This window comes from Sulfitobacter sp. F26169L (assembly GCF_026410285.1).
GTDB lineage: Bacteria > Pseudomonadota > Alphaproteobacteria > Rhodobacterales > Rhodobacteraceae > Sulfitobacter.
Genome location: NZ_JAPMLP010000004.1, coordinates 164,800 through 181,450, shown reverse-complemented (window position 1 = coordinate 181,450; position 16,651 = coordinate 164,800). Strand labels below are relative to the sequence as shown.

The following is a 16,651-nucleotide window of genomic DNA, read 5'->3' as shown; positions in this document are numbered from 1 at the left end:
CCGCCCGCCCCTCCCAAAGCGGACGGCCTTGTTCCGTCGTCAGCGATCCAATCCTGTTAAAGGACAATCACATCCAGCGGCGGAAAGCCGTTGAAACCAACCGAGCTGTACGAGCTGGTATAGGCACCACAGTTCCGGATCATCACCTTATCCCCATGTCGCAGCGCCAGCGGCAGGTTGATAGGGCGCTTTTCATACAGAATATCCGCACTGTCACAGCTTGGCCCTGCCAACACACAAGGGCCGGTTTCCTCACCGTCATGCGGCGTCACGATCTGGTAGCGGATTGCTTCACCTTCGGTTTCGGCAAGGCCCGAAAACCGACCGATATCCAAGTACACCCAGCGGTGCATGTCATCAGCCGATTTACGGCTCACCAGCATCACTTCGGCCGCGATATGGCCTGCCTCGGCCACCAGACCACGGCCCGGCTCTGCCATCAGGTGCGGCACATCGCCAAAGCGTTCTGCAACTGCTGCAACCACAGCAGCGGCATAGCTGCGGGGCGCTTGCACATGCTCATTGTAATAAGCGGGGAAACCGCCACCAAGGTTCAGCAATTGCAGATCATGCCCGGCTGCGCGTGCGCGGTGCCATAGAACGGCAACATCATCCAGCACGGGATTCCAGAACTCCGCGCGGCGGGTTTGAGAACCGACATGGAACGACAGCCCATAGGCAATCAACCCAAGTGCGCGGGCATAATCCAACAACCCCAACATCGAGGACGGAGAGCATCCGAATTTGCGTGTCAACGGCCAGTCCGCCAGCGAATTTTCAACGATCAACCGAATATAAACCTTCGCACCGGGGGCGTTCTGGGCGATCTTGTCCAGCTCTGCCTCGCTGTCGGCCGCAAACAACTGCACACCTGCCTGATGGGCGAACGCGATATCAGCGCCACGTTTGATGGTATTTCCGAAAGAGATATTCTCGGGGCGTGCGCCTTGCGACAGGCAAAGTTCGATTTCTTGACGCGATGCCGCATCAAAGCCGGAGCCTTTGCGCACAAGCGTGCGGATGATTTCAGGTGTCGGGTTCGCCTTCACCGCATAGTGAATATGCGCATCGCCCAGACCGGATTTCAGCGCATCATATGCAGACGCCACTTTCGCACGGCTAACCACAAGCGTCGGCTTGTCAAAATCATTCGCAGCAATGAAAACAGCGGCGGGATCGGCATAGATCGGGGCTGCGGCGCGCAGGGCACCGGGGACGGTAGCGTTCATGGTCATCTCCAAAGAGCAAAAGGGGGTGGGAGTACCCCAGAAGTCGTTTCAAGAGACGTTACCGTCGCTGCATAAACGCGGGTCAGTCAGGATGTGCTGACCGGCCAGAGGCGCGTGCGTTGGCGTCTGTAAAACGCCATTTAGGCGGTTTTCGGATTCGTACAAGATAGAAAATGCAGGCCGCGAAAAATTTCAGATCGCCGGGATCCGTAGCGCTAAATTTGCCACAAGCCGCAGTGTCTCTTCAGTCCTCCCAATCGCTGCCGATCGGGCCACGATCGCGCCGCTTTTCCTCCGCAATCATGTCTTCAATATCTTCCTGCTCGGCCTCATCGGCCACACCCGTGTCACTTCCTTGAACAGGCAGTTCGGCAAGCGCCAGCTTGAACAGCATCGGAAAGTGATCGGACCCGATCTTTTCCAGACGCGATATCCCCAACAGCCGGAACTGCGGATCATGGAACAAGTGGTCCAGCGGCCAACGTGCCCACCAGTGAAATGCGTTGAAGGTATTGTAAAACCCCCGCCCGACCCGCGGGTCCAGCAACCCTGACAACCGCTGAAAACTGCGGGTGGTGGTAGACCACGCCACATCGTTCAGATCGCCTGTTACAATTGCAGGCAACGGGTCTTGCGCCGCCTCCAACCCTACATGTGCGATTTCGCTGTCACGCCCTTTCGTATCGTGATCAATCACCGGTGGTTCAGGGTGCACAACATACAGCCGCACCTTTGCCCCGCTACGCAACGTAACCGCCGTACGGATCGACGGCACGCCTTCGGTAACAATCTCACGCACTGTTGTATCCGACAATTCCAATCGCGACATAACGCAGATACCATAACCGGTGTCTTTGGGTACTTTGACCCAATGCGCGTAGTCGCCCTCCAATTCCTTGACCAGCGCTGAAATCCAGTCGTCATCAACCTCGATTGCCATAACGATATCCGGCAACTGATCACGCACTAGCGAAACAAGAGCGTCATAATCACGATTGGACTTTTTCACATTCGCAGCCAGCAGCGAAATATGACGCCGGTCATCGGCGCGCAACGCTTCATCAACATCCAGCGACTGGCGCACCCAGATAGGTGTAAACTTTGCAATATAGATTGCCTGAACAATCGCGGTCGCAGCCAGCACCATCGCCACGTACACGCCGTTCGGCAGCATCAGTGCAACCACCGCAAGAGCCAATGCAATCCAGAACATCTGCAATCTGAAAAACGCCGGTCCCCGCACAATTCCGAAACGAAGTTTACTCAGCGGCAGCAACGTCAACACCACCAGAAATGCTGCGAACCCGTAAACTAGCCATTCAAGATAAGGTGTCATGTGAAGTTGGTCCTATGCGAAAACATCGAAGGGCGCCCGCGACCGGACGCCCCTTTGTTTATAAACGCCGAACACACCAAACCAGTTCCCTGATCGGTCTGTCAAACCAATTCACTTGGCGTCTTCGTCCTCGTCGTCATTGTCATCCGGCAGATTGAAGAAGCTTTCCGCATCTGCAAAATCGCTATCTTTTTTCTGATCTTCGTCGTCATCTGCCACATCGCCCGACAAGGTAAATGTCTCAAGGCCTTCAATCGCGGATGGTATCTTGGGCTCTGTATCCATCCCGAGACTCTGCTCGGTGCTGACCAGTTTGCGACGCTCGTCATCCGACATCACGCCACCGGCGGCGGCTTTCTTGGCGGCCGCTTTTTGCACGGCCGCGTCCAATTCGGACTGTTTGCACAGGCCCAGCGCCACAGGATCAATCGGCTGGATGTTGGAGATGTTCCAGTGTGTGCGCTCACGGATCGCCTGAATGGTCGGTTTGGTGGTGCCAACCAGCTTGCTGATCTGCGAATCCGCCAATTCGGGGTGGAATTTTACCAACCACAGGATTGATGCAGGACGGTCCTGACGTTTGGATAACGGCGTGTAACGCGGGCCACGGCGCTTTTCTTCCCCTTGCGCAGAAGCGAGAAATTTCAGCGTCAGCTTGTGCAACGGATTATTCTGCGCTTTGTCGATTTCTTCCTGCGTCAGCTGATTGTTCGACACGGGGTCAAACCCCTTCACGCCAGTCGCAACATCGCCATCGGCGATGCCTTGCACTTCCAGCTCGTGCATGCCCACAAAATCAGCGATCTGTTTGAAACTGATCGTTGTGTTATCCACCAGCCATACGGCGGTGGCTTTTGCCATAATCGGTTTACCCATGTGTCTCTCCTTAAAACGCACCTTCCCCGTCGCCTGAAATAGGCTGTCCCGGAGGCCGGAACCGTTTCCAATTTTGGGGAACTTGTGGCTTATATAGAGAATGACCGTTCATAAGGAAAGACCCGAGATGCGCCGTATTTGTCTTGTTCTGCTGATATACCTGACGACTCTGCCCGCATTTGCAAAAGGAGAGCGCGCGGGCGAGTTTGACTACTACGTAATGGCCCTCAGTTGGTCAGCAAACTGGTGTGCCCTTGAAGGTGACGCGCGGAAGGCTCCGCAATGTCATGCGCGTGAAGATCACGGATGGATTTTACATGGCCTCTGGCCACAGTTCCATCGCGGATATCCGTCTTTTTGCCAGACCGCCAAACGCCCGCCCTCACGCGGCATGACAGCGAACATGGCTGATATCATGGGCAGCGGCGGCCTTGCGTGGCATCAGTGGAAAAAGCACGGAAGTTGCACAAATCTCAGCGCAGAAGCCTATTACGGGCTCTCCCGCCGCGCCTATTCTACCATCATCCGGCCTGCTGTTTTCCGCAAACTTGATCGCGCGGTTAAACTGCCCGCCTCGGTGGTCGAGGAAGCTTTTCTCAAAGAAAATCCGCATCTCACACCGGACAGCATCACAATCACCTGCCGCCAAGGCTACATTCAGGAGGCCCGCATTTGCCTTTCCCGCAATCTGGCTCCGGTTCCTTGCGGTCGCGACGTGATCAAGGATTGCACCCTGAAAGACGCCCTGTTCACGCCACTACGCTAGGTCTACAGGGAACATGCTCGTAAACACTTCTGTTACCGCCGTTTCGGCAATACAGTGTTTTATCCGCCAACTTTCAAGACAATTTTCCCGATATGGCCACTCGCTTCCATTCGGGCGTGTGCGCCTGCCGCATCTTCAAAGGCGAATTCGCTGTCCATAACCGGTGCAACACGGCCCGAATCAAGCAGCGGCCAGACTGCCTCGCGAAGTTCGGTCGCGATGCGCGCTTTGGCCAGGTCCGACTGAGGCCGCAGGGTGGACCCGGTGATCGTCAGGCGGCGCGTCATCAGGGGCGCAAAATTTATCTCTGCTTTCGGACCTCCCAGAAACGCAATTTGTACCAGTCGGCCATCCAGATCCAGTGATTTCAGGTTGCGCGCAATGTAATCGCCCCCCACCATATCAAGGATCAGGTCTGCCCCGCCTTCGGCTTGCATAATCGCGACAAAATCCTCTTCACGATAGTTGATTGCACGCTCTGCCCCCAGCTTCACACAGGCTTCGCACTTCTCGGCATTTCCTGCCGTGATGAACACTCTTGCACCAAATGCATCGGCCAACTGGATCGCGGTTGTGCCGATGCCTGACGATCCGCCGTGGATCAGAATCCGCTCTCCTGCTTTCAACCCGCCGCGCATAAAGACGTTGGACCAGACGGTAAAAAATGTTTCCGGCAGGCACGCTGCTTCTTTCAGATCCATACCCTTGGGGACCGGCAGGCAATGGGCGGCAGGCGTGGCGACATATTCGGCATAGCCACCACCCGGCAACAGGGCGCAAACAAGATCACCCAGCGCGACACCCGACACACCTGCACCCACCGCGACAACTTCGCCGGAGGCTTCCAGCCCCGGCAAATCGCTTGCGGTGGGCGGAGGCGCATATGCCCCTGCGCGCTGCAACGCATCGGGGCGGTTAACACCTGCCCAAGCAACTTTGATAACGACCTGTCCGTGCCCTGCTTCGGGCATAGGCCGCTCTGTCACCTTCAACACGTCCGGCCCACCTGCGGTGGTGATTTCAACTGCGCGCATCATTTGTGACATCGGGTGTTCCTCTCTGATCATTCGGTTCGGCATCAGCATAAACTTGTGTGGGCCGGAGTACACCCCATGCGAACGCACCTGCCGCCTGTTTCGCTCTATCTGCGGGAAGGCACGCTATTGGGCCGCGCACGGTACAGCGCTGCCGTGATCAGCGCCGCCAGAACCGCCTTTATGATATCGCCAGGAATAAACGCGGTAACCAGCAAAGCCGCCTGCCCGACAGGACGATCCAGCGCAATCGCAAGACCTGCGATACCAAAGACGTACAGCACCACAACGCCGCCCAGAATTGCGGCAATACCCGCCGCCCAAACGACAGCGAATTTGCCCAACCGCTCCATCGCGTATCCCGTCACAAACGCGGCCACAGGAAACCCGATCAAAAAGCCTGATGTTGGCACTACAAACTGGCCGAGGCCACCGCGACCGCCTGACAACAGCGGCAAACCAATCGCAACCAGCCCCACGAACAGCAGCACAGCCAGTGCTCCGCGCCGCGCCCCCAAAACCGTGCCACATAACATCACACCAAGGCTCTGCGCCGTGATCGGCACGCCAAACGCCAGTGTAAGCTGTGGGATCAACCCCAAGGCGGCAATCAGGGCCGTGAACAGTGCAATCTGCGTTACGTTTCGTTCCATCGTCATAAATCTTTATCCAATTCAAACCCGCCGCGCGCACGCAGCGCTTCGGCTACGTGGTCGGCATCATCCAGTGCTAAAACCATGAATGGTACAATCACCCGCCAACTTGCCCTTCGGCGCGACCGCGCACGCCATGCAAGCGCCAGTGCAGCACCCTTCTGTGACAGGATGGGGGTAAAGCGGATCACCATCGCTGCTGCAAGTTCAATCGCACGTATATTCAGACCAAACCGCGAAAACGGGCCAAGCAGGCGATGCACAACCGCCATCATCGCATCGAGTTTTGTCGTCATGGTCACCAGATTGGCAAGGGCTACAGCACTCAGCATCCGCAGGGCAATCACTACCCCCGCTTCCGTCACGCCAGTTGCAACATGCCAGATCAGCACCAGCACCACGAAAGGCCATAACGGCCAAATCCGCCGCAGCCCGTAGCGCAAGAATATCCCCCCCGGAAGCGCGTAAAGTATCAGCACCGACAACGCTGCGATGACCTGAAACCAGAGGTATGGCGCGGCAAACAGCACAACAGACGCCAAACAGAGCGCAGCCAGTTTACCCCCCGCGGACCAGCCGTGCGCGCGGGTTTTAACCGGCGAGGTCAGTGAGATCATCACGCGCTCCTAGTTGCCGCATGGCATCTTCAAACGTCTTGCCAACCTGCGCGGCAGGCCCTTGCACCTCTATCGCACCGCCCTCGATCCAGAGTGCGTGATCGTAATCCAGAACGGTGCGGGGATCGTGGGTGATGTGAACCAGTGCGGCATCGGTACTGTCCAGTACCCGCGTCAGATGCATCGCTGTCGGGATATCAAGACCGGCAAAGGGTTCATCCAGAATGATAACCTCGGGGGCCATCGCCAGGATCGCCATAAGACAAACAAGCTGGCGCTGGCCCTGCGAGAGTTGATGGATTGCCGCATCATGCCACGCGGCCTTGCCAAAGCGCGATAACGTTTCGGACACGCGTTCCACCACGGCCCGCTTGCTTAGCCCCATCTGTTTCAGGCCAAAGGCCAGCTCTTCACCGACCGTCGGAAAGATAATCTGGTGATCGGGATTCTGAAACAGAATACCCACCGCACCCAACGCCCCGCGCCTGTCGCGCGTAACATCCACGCCCGCAACCTGAACTGCCCCCTCACTGGGCGTTTGCAGCCCCGCAATGACCCGCGCCAGTGTTGTCTTGCCTGATCCGTTCCGGCCCAGTACCGCGATACGCCGTGCGTCCGTCGCGAACGAGATACCGCGCAAAATATCCCTGCCGTCGATCCGCAGACCAACGGCATCCAGCGCCAGTAACTTCACAGGATTCGCCATGCATCGGCCCTTGCGACAAAAAGATCAAACGCGATCTAGCAGCGGCGCCGCTGTGCTAACAGCAAAAAAGGCGAACCAGATTCGCAATTTGCAAAAAGAAGACCGGATCAGGGTCTGTTCCACCGCCCCGGCAAGCCAGCTTGCGGCTTGTGCTGGGGTGCTTTGACATGGCTCATCAGCCACACGGGACCAGCCATGACCTTGCTGAGGACTGGGTTGGCGTTAACCTGCGCTTTTAGTTTTTCAAACTGCATTACATTTTCAATGCGGCGATCCAGAAACGCCCATGTGTTAGCGTGGTCCTCACTGGTGTCCCCCAGCCAATAGAGAACTGTGGCCGAATAGACGCCGCTCAGCGTAGCGCGTTTTGTGTACCAGTTCACGTCTTCTGACGTGTCGCCCAAAGCGTTCCAAATTGCGTCTGCCGTACCCCAGATCGCCTTGGCGCCGTCTGCGGCATACATGGGCAATGCAAACAGGGCCGTACCACGGCGCACAACCTCTTTGTCCTCGACAATCTCCAACCGGAACCGCACTGCCGCCGCAATACGATCACGAAACTTCATGTCATCCAGATCTGCCTGCGCCAGCTTCTCCAACATCATAGTGTCGCCACGGGTGTGGTAATAAATCGCCAAATCAACCGCGCCGCGGGGGCATATGCTGTGTGCGACAACTTCATCCACCCCCGAATCGATAATCGCGGCATCAAAGGTATCTTTTGACCATCCGTCAAAAGGCACATGCATCAGCGCCGCGTCTAACAGCAGATCTTTTGGCCCTGTTTTCGGCGCAGCTTGGGCTGTGGTCATGGCATTTATCCTCTTAAGGCGTAACACTGGACAATATAGCACAGATTTGCTAGAGAGCCACTTCCTGCAAATCCTTGCAACTTCAAACTAGAAAGGTGGTGAAAACCACATGCAGGTTAGTGTTCGCGATAATAACGTCGATCAAGCGCTGCGCGCCCTGAAGAAGAAACTTCAGCGCGAGGGTGTGTTTCGTGAAATGAAGCTTAAGCAGCATTTCGAGAAGCCGTCCGAGAAAAAAGCACGCCAGAAAGCCGAAGCGATCCGCCGTGCCCGTAAATTGGCACGTAAAAAGGCACAGCGCGAAGGTATGATGTAAATCACACCCAACGTACTGTAACACAAGTTCAAACCCCCGCGGCTGTCCGGCTGCGGGGGTTTCTTTTTTTTGCGTGATCTATATTTCGTCGTCAGGCAGCATCACAAATATCAACACACCCAGAATGGACATATAAAATTTGAACGCCGCATCCTGACCGTTCCATGTGGGTGATTGCCACATCAGGAACCATTCACCGCCGACTACCATAAAGCCGACAAACCAGACCAGAAATCCGGTTGTCGCGCCAACGACGACACCCGTTTTTGAATCCTGAAAAACAATTCCTGCTTCACGCCGCGCCGCGAACATCGCCCACGCGCCGTAGAGCAGCACCAGACAGGTTAGCCCTTCACCCAGAATAATCAGCCAGTACCCTGCATTCCACAATGTCGGACTGGTGATCGCACGGTACATCGCGGCGTTGCCTTCAAACGTTGTGTCCATGCTAAGCACATGTTTGACGAACTGAAAGTTTGAGTCGTAATCGGTGATATTGTTGAAGGTCACCATAAATGCAAAGCTCGCCAAGCTTAACACAAGTACGATCTTACAAAGGCGGATTATCATGGCGGTTTCCTTTCAGGAAGCACAGGTTGGAACAGTTTGCGCATTCATCTGGACCCGTTCGGCACAAGACCGGTGCGACACTCAGGGCATCAATATGGACGACCCAAACGTAAACGCAAGCTCAGCGATGTTGGCGGGCGATCTGGTTGAAATTGGCGGCGAAACATTTCACGTCCTGAAACGCGCCTGGCGGGTCGAGGATACGGGTTTGAACAAATTGATGATCCAGCTTGACTGGCCCGCGCGCTAAAGCAAGCCTTATACCGGCAAAGCTGTCGTCTTGAACACAGTGCGTAAGGCAAAGCTTGACTGCATCTGCCCGACACCGGGCAGACGGGCCAGATGTTGACGGTGGATGCGGGCAAAATCTTCTGTATCTTCTGCCACGACCTTCAACAGGTAGTCGGCTGTTCCCGCCATTAGGTGACACTCCAGCACATCCGGTATCCGTGCCACCGATTTTTCAAAGGCGTCCAGAACTTCATCGGCCTGCCCTTGCAAGGTGATCTCGACGAACACCGTCGTCGGCACGCCAAGCTTGCGGGCATCCAGCAGTGCGACATAGTCGCGGATGTATCCCTCTGCTTCCAGCCGTTGCACCCGGCGGTGACAAGCGGAAGGCGACAAATTTACCTGTTCTGAAAGTTCGGCGTTCGACATCCGCCCCTGCCGCTGCAGGGCCACCAGCAGTTTCTGATCTATACTATCCAGCATGCGCACAATACCTTTGCATCAAACAGGGCTTTCACAAGAGACTATTCGAATAAACTCGCATTTGGCGAGAGAAAATCGCCACCACATGCAGATCACATGATCTATCCTGTGTCATACATTCGGAGGAGGAGAAGAAACGCAATGAAATTAGGTTGCCCGAAAGAGATCAAGCCACAAGAGTTTCGTGTTGGCATAACACCAAATGCCGCCGTTGAAGCGGTCAATCGCGGCCACGATGTCGTCGTTGAAACAAGCGCAGGCACTGGCGCGGGGTTCGAAGACGCCGATTACGTCGCCGCAGGGGCCACGATCGTCGACACCGCTGCCGAGGTTTATGACACCGCAGATATGATCGTGAAAGTGAAAGAACCCCAAGCAGTCGAGCGCAAAATGCTGCGCGAAGGTCAAATTCTGTTTACCTATCTGCATCTGGCCCCTGATCCCGAACAAACCAGAGATCTTATATCTTCCGGTGCGACCTGCATCGCCTATGAAACAGTAACAGATCGCGCAGGCGGGTTACCTCTGCTCGCACCGATGTCCGAAGTCGCAGGTCGCCTTGCGCCACAAGTGGGTGCATGGACGTTGCAAAAAGCCAACGGCGGGCGTGGTGTTTTGATGGGCGGTGTCCCGGGTGTGCGCCCTGCCAATGTCGCCATTATCGGCGGCGGCGTTGTTGGCACGGCGGCGGCGCGTGTTGCTGTCGGCATGGGCGCAAATGTCACCGTGCTGGACCGTTCTGTCGCGCGCCTGTCCTATCTGGATGATGTGTTCATGGGCCGTCTGACAACGCAATACTCCGACGCCGGCGCAATGATCGATCTGTTACCAAAGATGGATATGGTCATCGGCGCTGTGTTGGTTCCCGGTGCTGCGGCCCCGAAACTGATAAGCCGTGAACAACTCGGCCTTATGCAGGCTGGCGCAGTTTTGGTCGATGTTGCCATCGATCAGGGCGGCTGCTTTGAAACATCCCGCGCCACCACACACCAAGACCCGATTTACGAGGTGGACGGCATCATGCATTACTGCGTCGCCAACATGCCCGGTGCCGTTGCGCGCACCTCGACAATCGCGCTGGGGAACGCCACCATGCCCTTCATGCTGGCGTTGGCCGACAAAGGTTGGAAGCAGGCCTGCGCCGATGATCCCCACTTGCTTGCGGGGCTGAACGTCCATGCAGGGCAGCTTACCTATGACGCCGTTGGCAAAGCCTTGGGGATTCACACAATCACACCCGAACAGGCCATCAAATAAACAACAAAGGGGGCCGCATCACTGCAGCCCCCTCCAGACGTCCAAGCCTCTTGCAGCTCAGGCCTTTTTCAGCTCTTTCAAAATATCTGCAAGCAGTTCTTCCTGTGTGGGCCCTGCTGGCGCAAGCTCTTCCGCTTCTTCCTTCTTCGCGGTTGCTTCCTTGATCCGGTTCACCTGCTTGACCAGAACAAACACCACAAACGCAATAATCAGGAAGTTGATCACAGCCATTACAAAGCGCCCGATCGCAAACACGGCAACACCCGCTTCGGTTGCGGCCTCGATTGATGCGTAATCGCTTGCACTGCCACCAATGACGTAAAACCAGCCGGAAAAGTCTATCCCGCCTGTAAACAGGGCTATAATCGGGTTAATCAAGTCACCAACCAGCGACGTCACAATCGCTGTAAACGCAGCACCGATAATAATACCAACGGCCATGTCCATCACATTGCCCTTGGCGATAAAGTCCTTGAATTCATTAAGCATATTTTTTTGTCCCTCAGTTTCATTTCCGGCCGCTGGTTTCCCCACCCGTCGTACCGTTACAAAGGGATTAACATAAGAGCCGAGCACTGAGCAGCCTAAAACTAGGGGGAAAACCGCCCGAACAATAACCCCCTAGGACCTCTGCGGCAATTCGGATGTCAGAACATATCGCAATATATCCACCACCTGTTTTGGCTCCGATGCGACAGCAAGGGCGGCTGCATCAACCTCTTTCAGTGCATGGGCGTGCTCCGTTCCGTGCAGAATGATCAAGGATTTACCCAGCGCTGCAGCATATCCTGCATCAAAGGCCGCATTCCATTGCTTGTATTGCTCCCCGAACCGCACAACAACAACGTCTGCATCCGCAATCCCCTTACGTGTCCGGATCGCGTTTATCTGCGCGCTTTTTCGGTCGTGCCAGAATTTGTCCGCCTCGGCGCCCAGTATCTCGACACCGCAATCATCGCTTGCAGCATGGTCGGTTACAGGCCCCGAAAACACCACATCCAACCCCTGCGCGCCTTGCGTAATCTGCTCACGCCAGTCGGTGTGAATCTCACCTGACAAATACACTTTCAACATCGCAGTCCCCTTCCCGGGCAGACATCAATCACCCGCTTTTTCATTTTTCCAATAAACTCAAATCCCGCGCGCTCAACGCGCGCGACATCTGCTGTTTATCCCCGCAACACACCACCGGTGGCCTTGGTAATCGCCCCGACAACCTTGTTGCTGACGGCGTCGATATCCACGTCCTTCAGCGTTTTATCACGCGGCTGCATGCGAACTGTCAGCGCCAGAGATTTCTTGCCATCTCCCAGACTGCCACCGATGAATTCATCGAACACCCGCACATCCTCGATCAATACTTTGTCCGCACCCATCGCGGCATTCACCAGCGTCAACGCTTCGACATCGGCATCCACAACAAACGCGAAATCCCGCTCCACCGCCTGGAAATCACTGCTGACCAGCGCGGGGCGCGTCGATCCGCTCTTCCGTTTCAGCGGCACCTCTGCCGGCATGATGGTAAAGGCCATGACCGGCCCCTTGACGTCCATCGCCGCCAGAACTTTCGGATGTATCTCGCCGTAAACGCCCAACACTTTCTTCGGGCCAAGGCAGATCATACCATGGCGGCCCGGATGCCACCACGCATCCGCCCCGCGGCGGATTTGCACTTTTGCAGGCGCACCGATTGCGGCCAGAACAGCCTCGGCGTCGGCTTTGACATCAAATACATCTACATCCCGCGCAGCGCCCAGCACGTCCTTGGGGCCGGTACGACCGACCAGAATACCAGTCACCAGCAGATGCTGTTCGCCGGGTTCACCCCCGCTGAACGCAGGGCCAACCTCGAACAGGGCCATATTGGCAAAACCGCGCGCCTGATTGCGCGCCGCGGCCTGCAACAATCCTGGCAGCAGCGCAGGGCGCATGTGGCTCATGTCGTTGCTGATCGGGTTTTCCAGACGCGTGGCGTCGGTGCCGCCACCAAACAGCTCTGCCGATGGCTGGTCGATGAAGCTATAGGTCACACATTCATTATACCCCAGCGCCGCCGCTGTGCGCCGTGCGGCCACTTCGCGCCGCTGTGCGGGTGACATAACGGGGCGTGGCACACCTGCTGTCAGGCGCGGCAACGGGCGGCCTTCCAACTTGGTCAGGGACGCAATCCGCGCGACCTCTTCCACCAGATCGGCCTCGCCCTGCACATCGGGACGCCAGCTTGGCACATGGGCCATATCACCGTCCAAGCGGAAACCAAGCGCGGTCAAGGTTTGGCGCTGCTCGCTTTCGGGAATGTCCATGCCCACCAGCGAAATCACCCGCTTGGCGTTCAAACGGTAGGCGCGGGACGTATCGGGAATCTTACCCGCCACCACCACATCTGATGCCTCCCCACCCGCGTGATCAAGGATCATCCGCGTCGCATGTTCAATGCCGTAGGGCGTCCACTCGGGGTCGATCCCGCGCTCGAAACGATAGCGCGCGTCCGAGTTGATCTTGAGCGCGCGACCCGTGTACGCCGTACGCACCGGATCGAAATACGCCGCCTCAAGGAACACATTCACAGTCTCTTCCGTCACGCCCGAGGGCAAGCCCCCCATCACGCCGCCAATGCTCTCGACACCGTCGGCATCGGAAATCAGCGTCATCCCTTCGGTAAAGGTGTATTCCTTGTCATCCAAGGCCATCAACGTTTCGCCACCCTTGGCGCGATGCACACGCAGCGCATTGCCTGCGACCTTGTCGGCATCGAATACATGCAGCGGGCGGTTGCGATCGTAGGTGAAAAAATTCGTTACATCGACCAGAAAGCTGATCGGGCGTAGGCCGATTGCGCGCAGACGGTCCTGCAACCACTGCGGGCTTGGGCCGTTCTTCACACCGCGAATGACACGGCCAAAGAACACCGGACACTGTTCCAGCGTATCCTCGTCAATGCTGACACTGACGGGGCACGGGAATGTGCCCTCCACCATATCCACATCGCGTTTCTTGAGCTTGCCCAGACCACGCGCCGCCAGATCACGGGCAATGCCGCGCACGCCAAGGGCATCAGGGCGGTTGGGCGTAATCGCAATCTCGATCACGGGGTCCACCTTGGCCGGATCATTTTCGGCCAGCCAGTCAACAAAGCTGTCGCCGACGTTGCCCGAAGGCAGCTCGATAATTCCGTCATGCTCCTCGGACAGCTCCAGCTCGCGTTCGGAGGCCATCATGCCAAAGCTTTCGATCCCGCGGATTTTGCCCACGCCGATGGTGGTATCAATGCCGGGCACATAAACACCGGGCTTGGCGATCACGACAGTAATCCCCTCCCGCGCGTTCGGCGCACCACAGATGATCTGTTGCAGCCCCTCGTCCGTCTCGACCTGACACACCTTGAGGCGGTCCGCATCGGGATGCTTCTCGGCTGATTTCACGAAACCCAGAGTAAAGTCGCGCAGCTTCGCCCCACGGTCCTCAACCCCCTCCACTTCCAGACCCAGATCGGTCAGGGCATAGGTGATCTCATCGACCGAAGCCGTCGTGTCGAGGTGCTCTTTGAGCCAAGAGAGTGTGAATTTCATTTTTTTTCTTCTTCATCCATAGACTGCCGAGGCTCTTTTAATTCTATCTTCGCAAATTGAATCCTAAGCAACTCTGAAACCTTAGCATTAAACAAATCTCGAAATTCGACCATTTCTGCAAAAGCTGTTCGGCGTTTGTCTTGCGCCTCAACATATTCCTTCGGACGCTTAGTCAGCAAGCCGTTATTAAACTCACCTTCCGGAATACCTCGCCGTATTTCCTTTTCGATCTCAAGCATATTTTGATAGTTTTCAATACCATTATTGTAACCCCTAGCTACAGGTTCAATGGCTGACCCGCTATAAGCCCCCGCAATTGCAAGGTGCATTTCCACGTCTATCCGCTCCGTCTCCGTATTAGGCACACAGGCTGTTCGGAGTGGAGATGATAGACGAACTTTAGCCATGTAAGCATCTAAAGCGCCGATTAATTCCGAAAGCGCTTTTCGTTGCTCATCCTCAATTTTCAGAACTCTGTCTTTTTCTTTCTGCCAAGGATAAGCGACAAACGCGATAATAAGTGCAGAAGTACCTGCGACAACTCCCGTTGTCGCGTCCGGAAGTATTATTATCAACAATGCACCAAGTAGTATGAAGAGCGCAAATAAGAGAAAGTTTATCTCTCCAGAAACACTTTTCGCGTCTTCCCAACCTTTATTTACACACTGGCCCAAGTCTTTCAGTCGAATGCGAACTTCACTCACCTACTCAACCCACCATGCAAATTCGGCTGGTCCAAGCTCGCGAAGCCATAGTGCCGCAGCCAACGCAAATCTGAATCAAAGAACGCCCGCAGATCGGGGATGCCGTATTTCAGCATCGCAATCCGGTCGATACCCATGCCAAAGGCAAAGCCTTGGTAAACCTCGGGATCAATCCCGCCAGCGTGCAGCACTTTGGGGTGGACCATGCCGGAGCCGAGGACTTCCATCCAGTCGTCGCCTTCGCCAATGCGCAACTGTCCGTCGATCCATGAACACTGGATATCGACCTCTGCCGAAGGCTCGGTGAAGGGGAAGTGCGAGGCGCGGAAGCGGGTTTTGATGCCGTCGATCTCGAAAAACGCGGCAAAGAACTCCTCCAGCGTCCATTTCAGGTTCGCCATCGAGATGTCTTTATCAATCGCCAACCCTTCAACCTGATGGAACATCGGCGTATGGGTCTGGTCATAGTCAGCGCGGTACACACCGCCGGGGCAGATGATGCGCAGGGGCGCGCCCTCGGCCTCCATCGTGCGAATCTGCACAGGGCTGGTATGGGTGCGCAGCACATGCGGCGGGCGCTCGTCGCCCTCGGCGCGCGCCATATAGAACGTGTCCATCTCGGCACGTGCAGGGTGGTGGCCCGGAATGTTCAGCGCGTCAAAGTTGTACCAATCGGTATCAATGCGCGGCCCCTCGGCCACGGAAAACCCCATTTCGGCAAAAATCGCGGTCAGTTCTTCGGTAACCTGAGACACCGGATGGATTGTCCCCGCAGGGCGCACGCGGGACGGCAGCGTGACATCCAGCCACTCGCTGCGCAAACGCTCGTCCAGCGCGGCATCGCCCAACGCAGCCTTCTTGGCAGCCAGTGCGCTGTTGATCTCGTCCTTCAGCGCGTTCAGCGCGGGGCCTGCGACCTGACGTTCTTCGGGGGTCATCTTGCCCAGTTCGCGCATCTTCAGCGCAACCTCGCCCTTTTTGCCCACAGCGGCCAGACGGATGTTTTCCAATCCGGATTCATCAGATGCATTCGCAATCTGGCTCAGGTACTTTTGCTTGAGATCGTCCATGTCACACGCGTCCTTGAAAATGTGCAATCGTGCTACCAGAACCCCGCGCAAACGCAACCCATAGGGGCACCTGCGCAGCAGCCATAATTGACGTACCCGCATAGCGCGCAAGATATCCTTCAGAACGTGCTGGAACCTGCGTAGCAGCCCAACAATGTCGAACAGTAAAATACCCTAAACCGCAGACGGTCCCGTCGGGTCAATCAGGGCAGATATACTACCGATGATGTATTCACATCGCTTGAAGAGCGTTCTTAAGCATACTGTGGGGGAACAGGGCCTAACCCGGTTATTGACAGATGAAGACTCGCCAATTTTGTTAACCGACCAAGAAGCGATGATCTGACAATCAGCCGCCCTGATGAATATCAAATTTTCGATCACGCATGGTGAAACCGCACCTTATATTTTCTTCACCTACG

General features: G+C 56.2%; 19 protein-coding genes. 4 read left to right on the top strand and 15 right to left on the bottom strand.

The window, feature by feature from the left end; all coding sequences use genetic code 11:
• Positions 1-56 precede the first annotated feature (56 nt).
• The 3 genes from OS189_RS10065 to OS189_RS10055 all read right to left on the bottom strand — a co-directional run bounded on the left by OS189_RS10065 (position 57) and on the right by OS189_RS10055 (position 3,441).
• Positions 57-1,235: a type III PLP-dependent enzyme gene (locus OS189_RS10065; protein WP_267167184.1), complete on the bottom strand. Its 1,179-nt coding sequence runs from the start codon at positions 1,233-1,235 to the stop codon at positions 57-59.
• 238 nt (positions 1,236-1,473) lie between these two features.
• A complete protein-coding gene (locus OS189_RS10060; RefSeq protein WP_267167183.1) occupies positions 1,474-2,565 on the bottom strand; it encodes an endonuclease/exonuclease/phosphatase family protein in 1,092 nt (363 codons plus the stop codon).
• A gap of 111 nt (positions 2,566-2,676) precedes the next feature.
• Complete coding sequence (locus tag OS189_RS10055) at positions 2,677-3,441, bottom strand: DUF1013 domain-containing protein (RefSeq protein ID WP_267167182.1); 765 nt, start codon at positions 3,439-3,441, stop codon at positions 2,677-2,679.
• A gap of 127 nt (positions 3,442-3,568) precedes the next feature.
• Here OS189_RS10055 and OS189_RS10050 point away from each other — a divergent pair, with 127 nt between their 5' ends.
• On the top strand, positions 3,569-4,207 hold the full coding sequence (locus tag OS189_RS10050) for a ribonuclease T2 family protein (RefSeq protein WP_267167181.1): 639 nt from the start codon (positions 3,569-3,571) through the stop codon (positions 4,205-4,207).
• Between the two features lie 59 nt (positions 4,208-4,266).
• Here the strand turns inward: OS189_RS10050 and OS189_RS10045 are convergent, their stop codons facing one another.
• The 5 genes from OS189_RS10045 to OS189_RS10025 form a co-directional block, all read right to left on the bottom strand.
• The gene (locus tag OS189_RS10045; protein ID WP_267167180.1) at positions 4,267-5,253 is read right to left on the bottom strand and encodes an NAD(P)H-quinone oxidoreductase; all 987 of its coding nucleotides are present in this window, start codon (positions 5,251-5,253) and stop codon (positions 4,267-4,269) included.
• A 95-nt stretch (positions 5,254-5,348) separates the two neighbouring features.
• A complete protein-coding gene (locus tag OS189_RS10040; protein WP_267167584.1) occupies positions 5,349-5,894 on the bottom strand; it encodes a biotin transporter BioY in 546 nt (181 codons plus the stop codon).
• Between the two features lie 2 nt (positions 5,895-5,896).
• A complete protein-coding gene (locus tag OS189_RS10035) occupies positions 5,897-6,511 on the bottom strand; it encodes a CbiQ family ECF transporter T component (protein ID WP_267167179.1) in 615 nt (204 codons plus the stop codon).
• Positions 6,486-7,217 (bottom strand): energy-coupling factor ABC transporter ATP-binding protein, encoded by a 732-nt coding sequence (locus tag OS189_RS10030; RefSeq protein ID WP_267167178.1) that lies wholly within the window; start codon positions 7,215-7,217, stop codon positions 6,486-6,488. The genes OS189_RS10035 and OS189_RS10030 overlap by 26 nt, the downstream gene beginning before the upstream one ends.
• 107 nt (positions 7,218-7,324) lie before the next feature.
• A complete protein-coding gene (locus OS189_RS10025) occupies positions 7,325-8,029 on the bottom strand; it encodes a COQ9 family protein (RefSeq protein WP_267167177.1) in 705 nt (234 codons plus the stop codon).
• Positions 8,030-8,138: 109 nt separating this feature from the next.
• On the opposite strand from OS189_RS10025, the gene rpsU reads away from it, so the two are divergent.
• Positions 8,139-8,345 carry a 30S ribosomal protein S21 gene (gene rpsU / locus OS189_RS10020; protein ID WP_109564695.1) on the top strand — a complete coding sequence of 69 codons (207 nt, stop codon included), beginning with the start codon at positions 8,139-8,141 and terminating at the stop codon, positions 8,343-8,345.
• Between the two features lie 78 nt (positions 8,346-8,423).
• Here the strand turns inward: rpsU and OS189_RS10015 are convergent, their stop codons facing one another.
• Positions 8,424-8,915 carry a DUF2165 family protein gene (locus tag OS189_RS10015; RefSeq protein WP_267167176.1) on the bottom strand — a complete coding sequence of 164 codons (492 nt, stop codon included), beginning with the start codon at positions 8,913-8,915 and terminating at the stop codon, positions 8,424-8,426.
• On the opposite strand from OS189_RS10015, the gene OS189_RS10010 reads away from it, so the two are divergent.
• Complete coding sequence (locus OS189_RS10010) at positions 8,914-9,165, top strand: hypothetical protein (protein WP_267167175.1); 252 nt, start codon at positions 8,914-8,916, stop codon at positions 9,163-9,165. The genes OS189_RS10015 and OS189_RS10010 overlap by 2 nt on opposite strands.
• An 8-nt stretch (positions 9,166-9,173) precedes the next feature.
• On the opposite strand, the gene OS189_RS10005 is transcribed toward OS189_RS10010, so the two are convergent.
• Positions 9,174-9,629 carry an Lrp/AsnC family transcriptional regulator gene (locus OS189_RS10005; protein ID WP_267167174.1) on the bottom strand — a complete coding sequence of 152 codons (456 nt, stop codon included), beginning with the start codon at positions 9,627-9,629 and terminating at the stop codon, positions 9,174-9,176.
• A gap of 141 nt (positions 9,630-9,770) precedes the next feature.
• Between OS189_RS10005 and ald the strand changes: the two genes are divergently transcribed.
• A complete protein-coding gene (gene ald, locus OS189_RS10000) occupies positions 9,771-10,886 on the top strand; it encodes an alanine dehydrogenase (RefSeq protein WP_267167173.1) in 1,116 nt (371 codons plus the stop codon).
• A 57-nt stretch (positions 10,887-10,943) separates the two neighbouring features.
• Here ald and mscL read toward each other — a convergent pair whose 3' ends face one another.
• The 5 genes from mscL to pheS form a co-directional block, all read right to left on the bottom strand.
• The gene (mscL, locus tag OS189_RS09995) at positions 10,944-11,375 is read right to left on the bottom strand and encodes a large conductance mechanosensitive channel protein MscL (RefSeq protein WP_267167172.1); all 432 of its coding nucleotides are present in this window, start codon (positions 11,373-11,375) and stop codon (positions 10,944-10,946) included.
• 132 nt (positions 11,376-11,507) lie between these two features.
• Complete coding sequence (locus OS189_RS09990) at positions 11,508-11,960, bottom strand: YtoQ family protein (protein WP_267167171.1); 453 nt, start codon at positions 11,958-11,960, stop codon at positions 11,508-11,510.
• Between the two features lie 95 nt (positions 11,961-12,055).
• Positions 12,056-14,455 (bottom strand): phenylalanine--tRNA ligase subunit beta, encoded by a 2,400-nt coding sequence (gene pheT / locus OS189_RS09985; protein ID WP_267167170.1) that lies wholly within the window; start codon positions 14,453-14,455, stop codon positions 12,056-12,058.
• Positions 14,452-15,159 (bottom strand): hypothetical protein, encoded by a 708-nt coding sequence (locus OS189_RS09980; RefSeq protein ID WP_267167169.1) that lies wholly within the window; start codon positions 15,157-15,159, stop codon positions 14,452-14,454. The genes pheT and OS189_RS09980 overlap by 4 nt, the downstream gene beginning before the upstream one ends.
• A complete protein-coding gene (gene pheS / locus OS189_RS09975) occupies positions 15,156-16,229 on the bottom strand; it encodes a phenylalanine--tRNA ligase subunit alpha (protein WP_267167168.1) in 1,074 nt (357 codons plus the stop codon). Before pheS ends, OS189_RS09980 begins: the two co-directional genes overlap by 4 nt.
• Positions 16,230-16,651: the final 422 nt, after the last annotated feature.

What these genes read in the sequence shown, in the direction of transcription:
- OS189_RS10055 (WP_267167182.1), bottom strand. Translation starts at nt 3,441, where the DNA reads ATGGGTAAACCGATTATGGCAAAAGCCACCGCCGTATGGCTGGTGGAT.
- OS189_RS09990 (WP_267167171.1), bottom strand. Translation starts at nt 11,960, where the DNA reads ATGTTGAAAGTGTATTTGTCAGGTGAGATTCACACCGACTGGCGTGAG.
- pheT (WP_267167170.1), bottom strand. Translation starts at nt 14,455, where the DNA reads ATGAAATTCACACTCTCTTGGCTCAAAGAGCACCTCGACACGACGGCT.
- OS189_RS10060 (WP_267167183.1), bottom strand. Translation starts at nt 2,565, where the DNA reads ATGACACCTTATCTTGAATGGCTAGTTTACGGGTTCGCAGCATTTCTG.
- OS189_RS10065 (WP_267167184.1), bottom strand. Translation starts at nt 1,235, where the DNA reads ATGACCATGAACGCTACCGTCCCCGGTGCCCTGCGCGCCGCAGCCCCG.
- ald (WP_267167173.1), top strand. Translation starts at nt 9,771, where the DNA reads ATGAAATTAGGTTGCCCGAAAGAGATCAAGCCACAAGAGTTTCGTGTT.
- rpsU (WP_109564695.1), top strand. Translation starts at nt 8,139, where the DNA reads ATGCAGGTTAGTGTTCGCGATAATAACGTCGATCAAGCGCTGCGCGCC.
- OS189_RS10015 (WP_267167176.1), bottom strand. Translation starts at nt 8,915, where the DNA reads ATGATAATCCGCCTTTGTAAGATCGTACTTGTGTTAAGCTTGGCGAGC.
- OS189_RS10040 (WP_267167584.1), bottom strand. Translation starts at nt 5,894, where the DNA reads ATGGAACGAAACGTAACGCAGATTGCACTGTTCACGGCCCTGATTGCC.
- OS189_RS10045 (WP_267167180.1), bottom strand. Translation starts at nt 5,253, where the DNA reads ATGTCACAAATGATGCGCGCAGTTGAAATCACCACCGCAGGTGGGCCG.
- OS189_RS10030 (WP_267167178.1), bottom strand. Translation starts at nt 7,217, where the DNA reads ATGGCGAATCCTGTGAAGTTACTGGCGCTGGATGCCGTTGGTCTGCGG.
- mscL (WP_267167172.1), bottom strand. Translation starts at nt 11,375, where the DNA reads ATGCTTAATGAATTCAAGGACTTTATCGCCAAGGGCAATGTGATGGAC.
- OS189_RS10035 (WP_267167179.1), bottom strand. Translation starts at nt 6,511, where the DNA reads ATGATCTCACTGACCTCGCCGGTTAAAACCCGCGCGCACGGCTGGTCC.
- OS189_RS10005 (WP_267167174.1), bottom strand. Translation starts at nt 9,629, where the DNA reads ATGCTGGATAGTATAGATCAGAAACTGCTGGTGGCCCTGCAGCGGCAG.
- pheS (WP_267167168.1), bottom strand. Translation starts at nt 16,229, where the DNA reads ATGGACGATCTCAAGCAAAAGTACCTGAGCCAGATTGCGAATGCATCT.
- OS189_RS10050 (WP_267167181.1), top strand. Translation starts at nt 3,569, where the DNA reads ATGCGCCGTATTTGTCTTGTTCTGCTGATATACCTGACGACTCTGCCC.
- OS189_RS10010 (WP_267167175.1), top strand. Translation starts at nt 8,914, where the DNA reads ATGGCGGTTTCCTTTCAGGAAGCACAGGTTGGAACAGTTTGCGCATTC.
- OS189_RS10025 (WP_267167177.1), bottom strand. Translation starts at nt 8,029, where the DNA reads ATGACCACAGCCCAAGCTGCGCCGAAAACAGGGCCAAAAGATCTGCTG.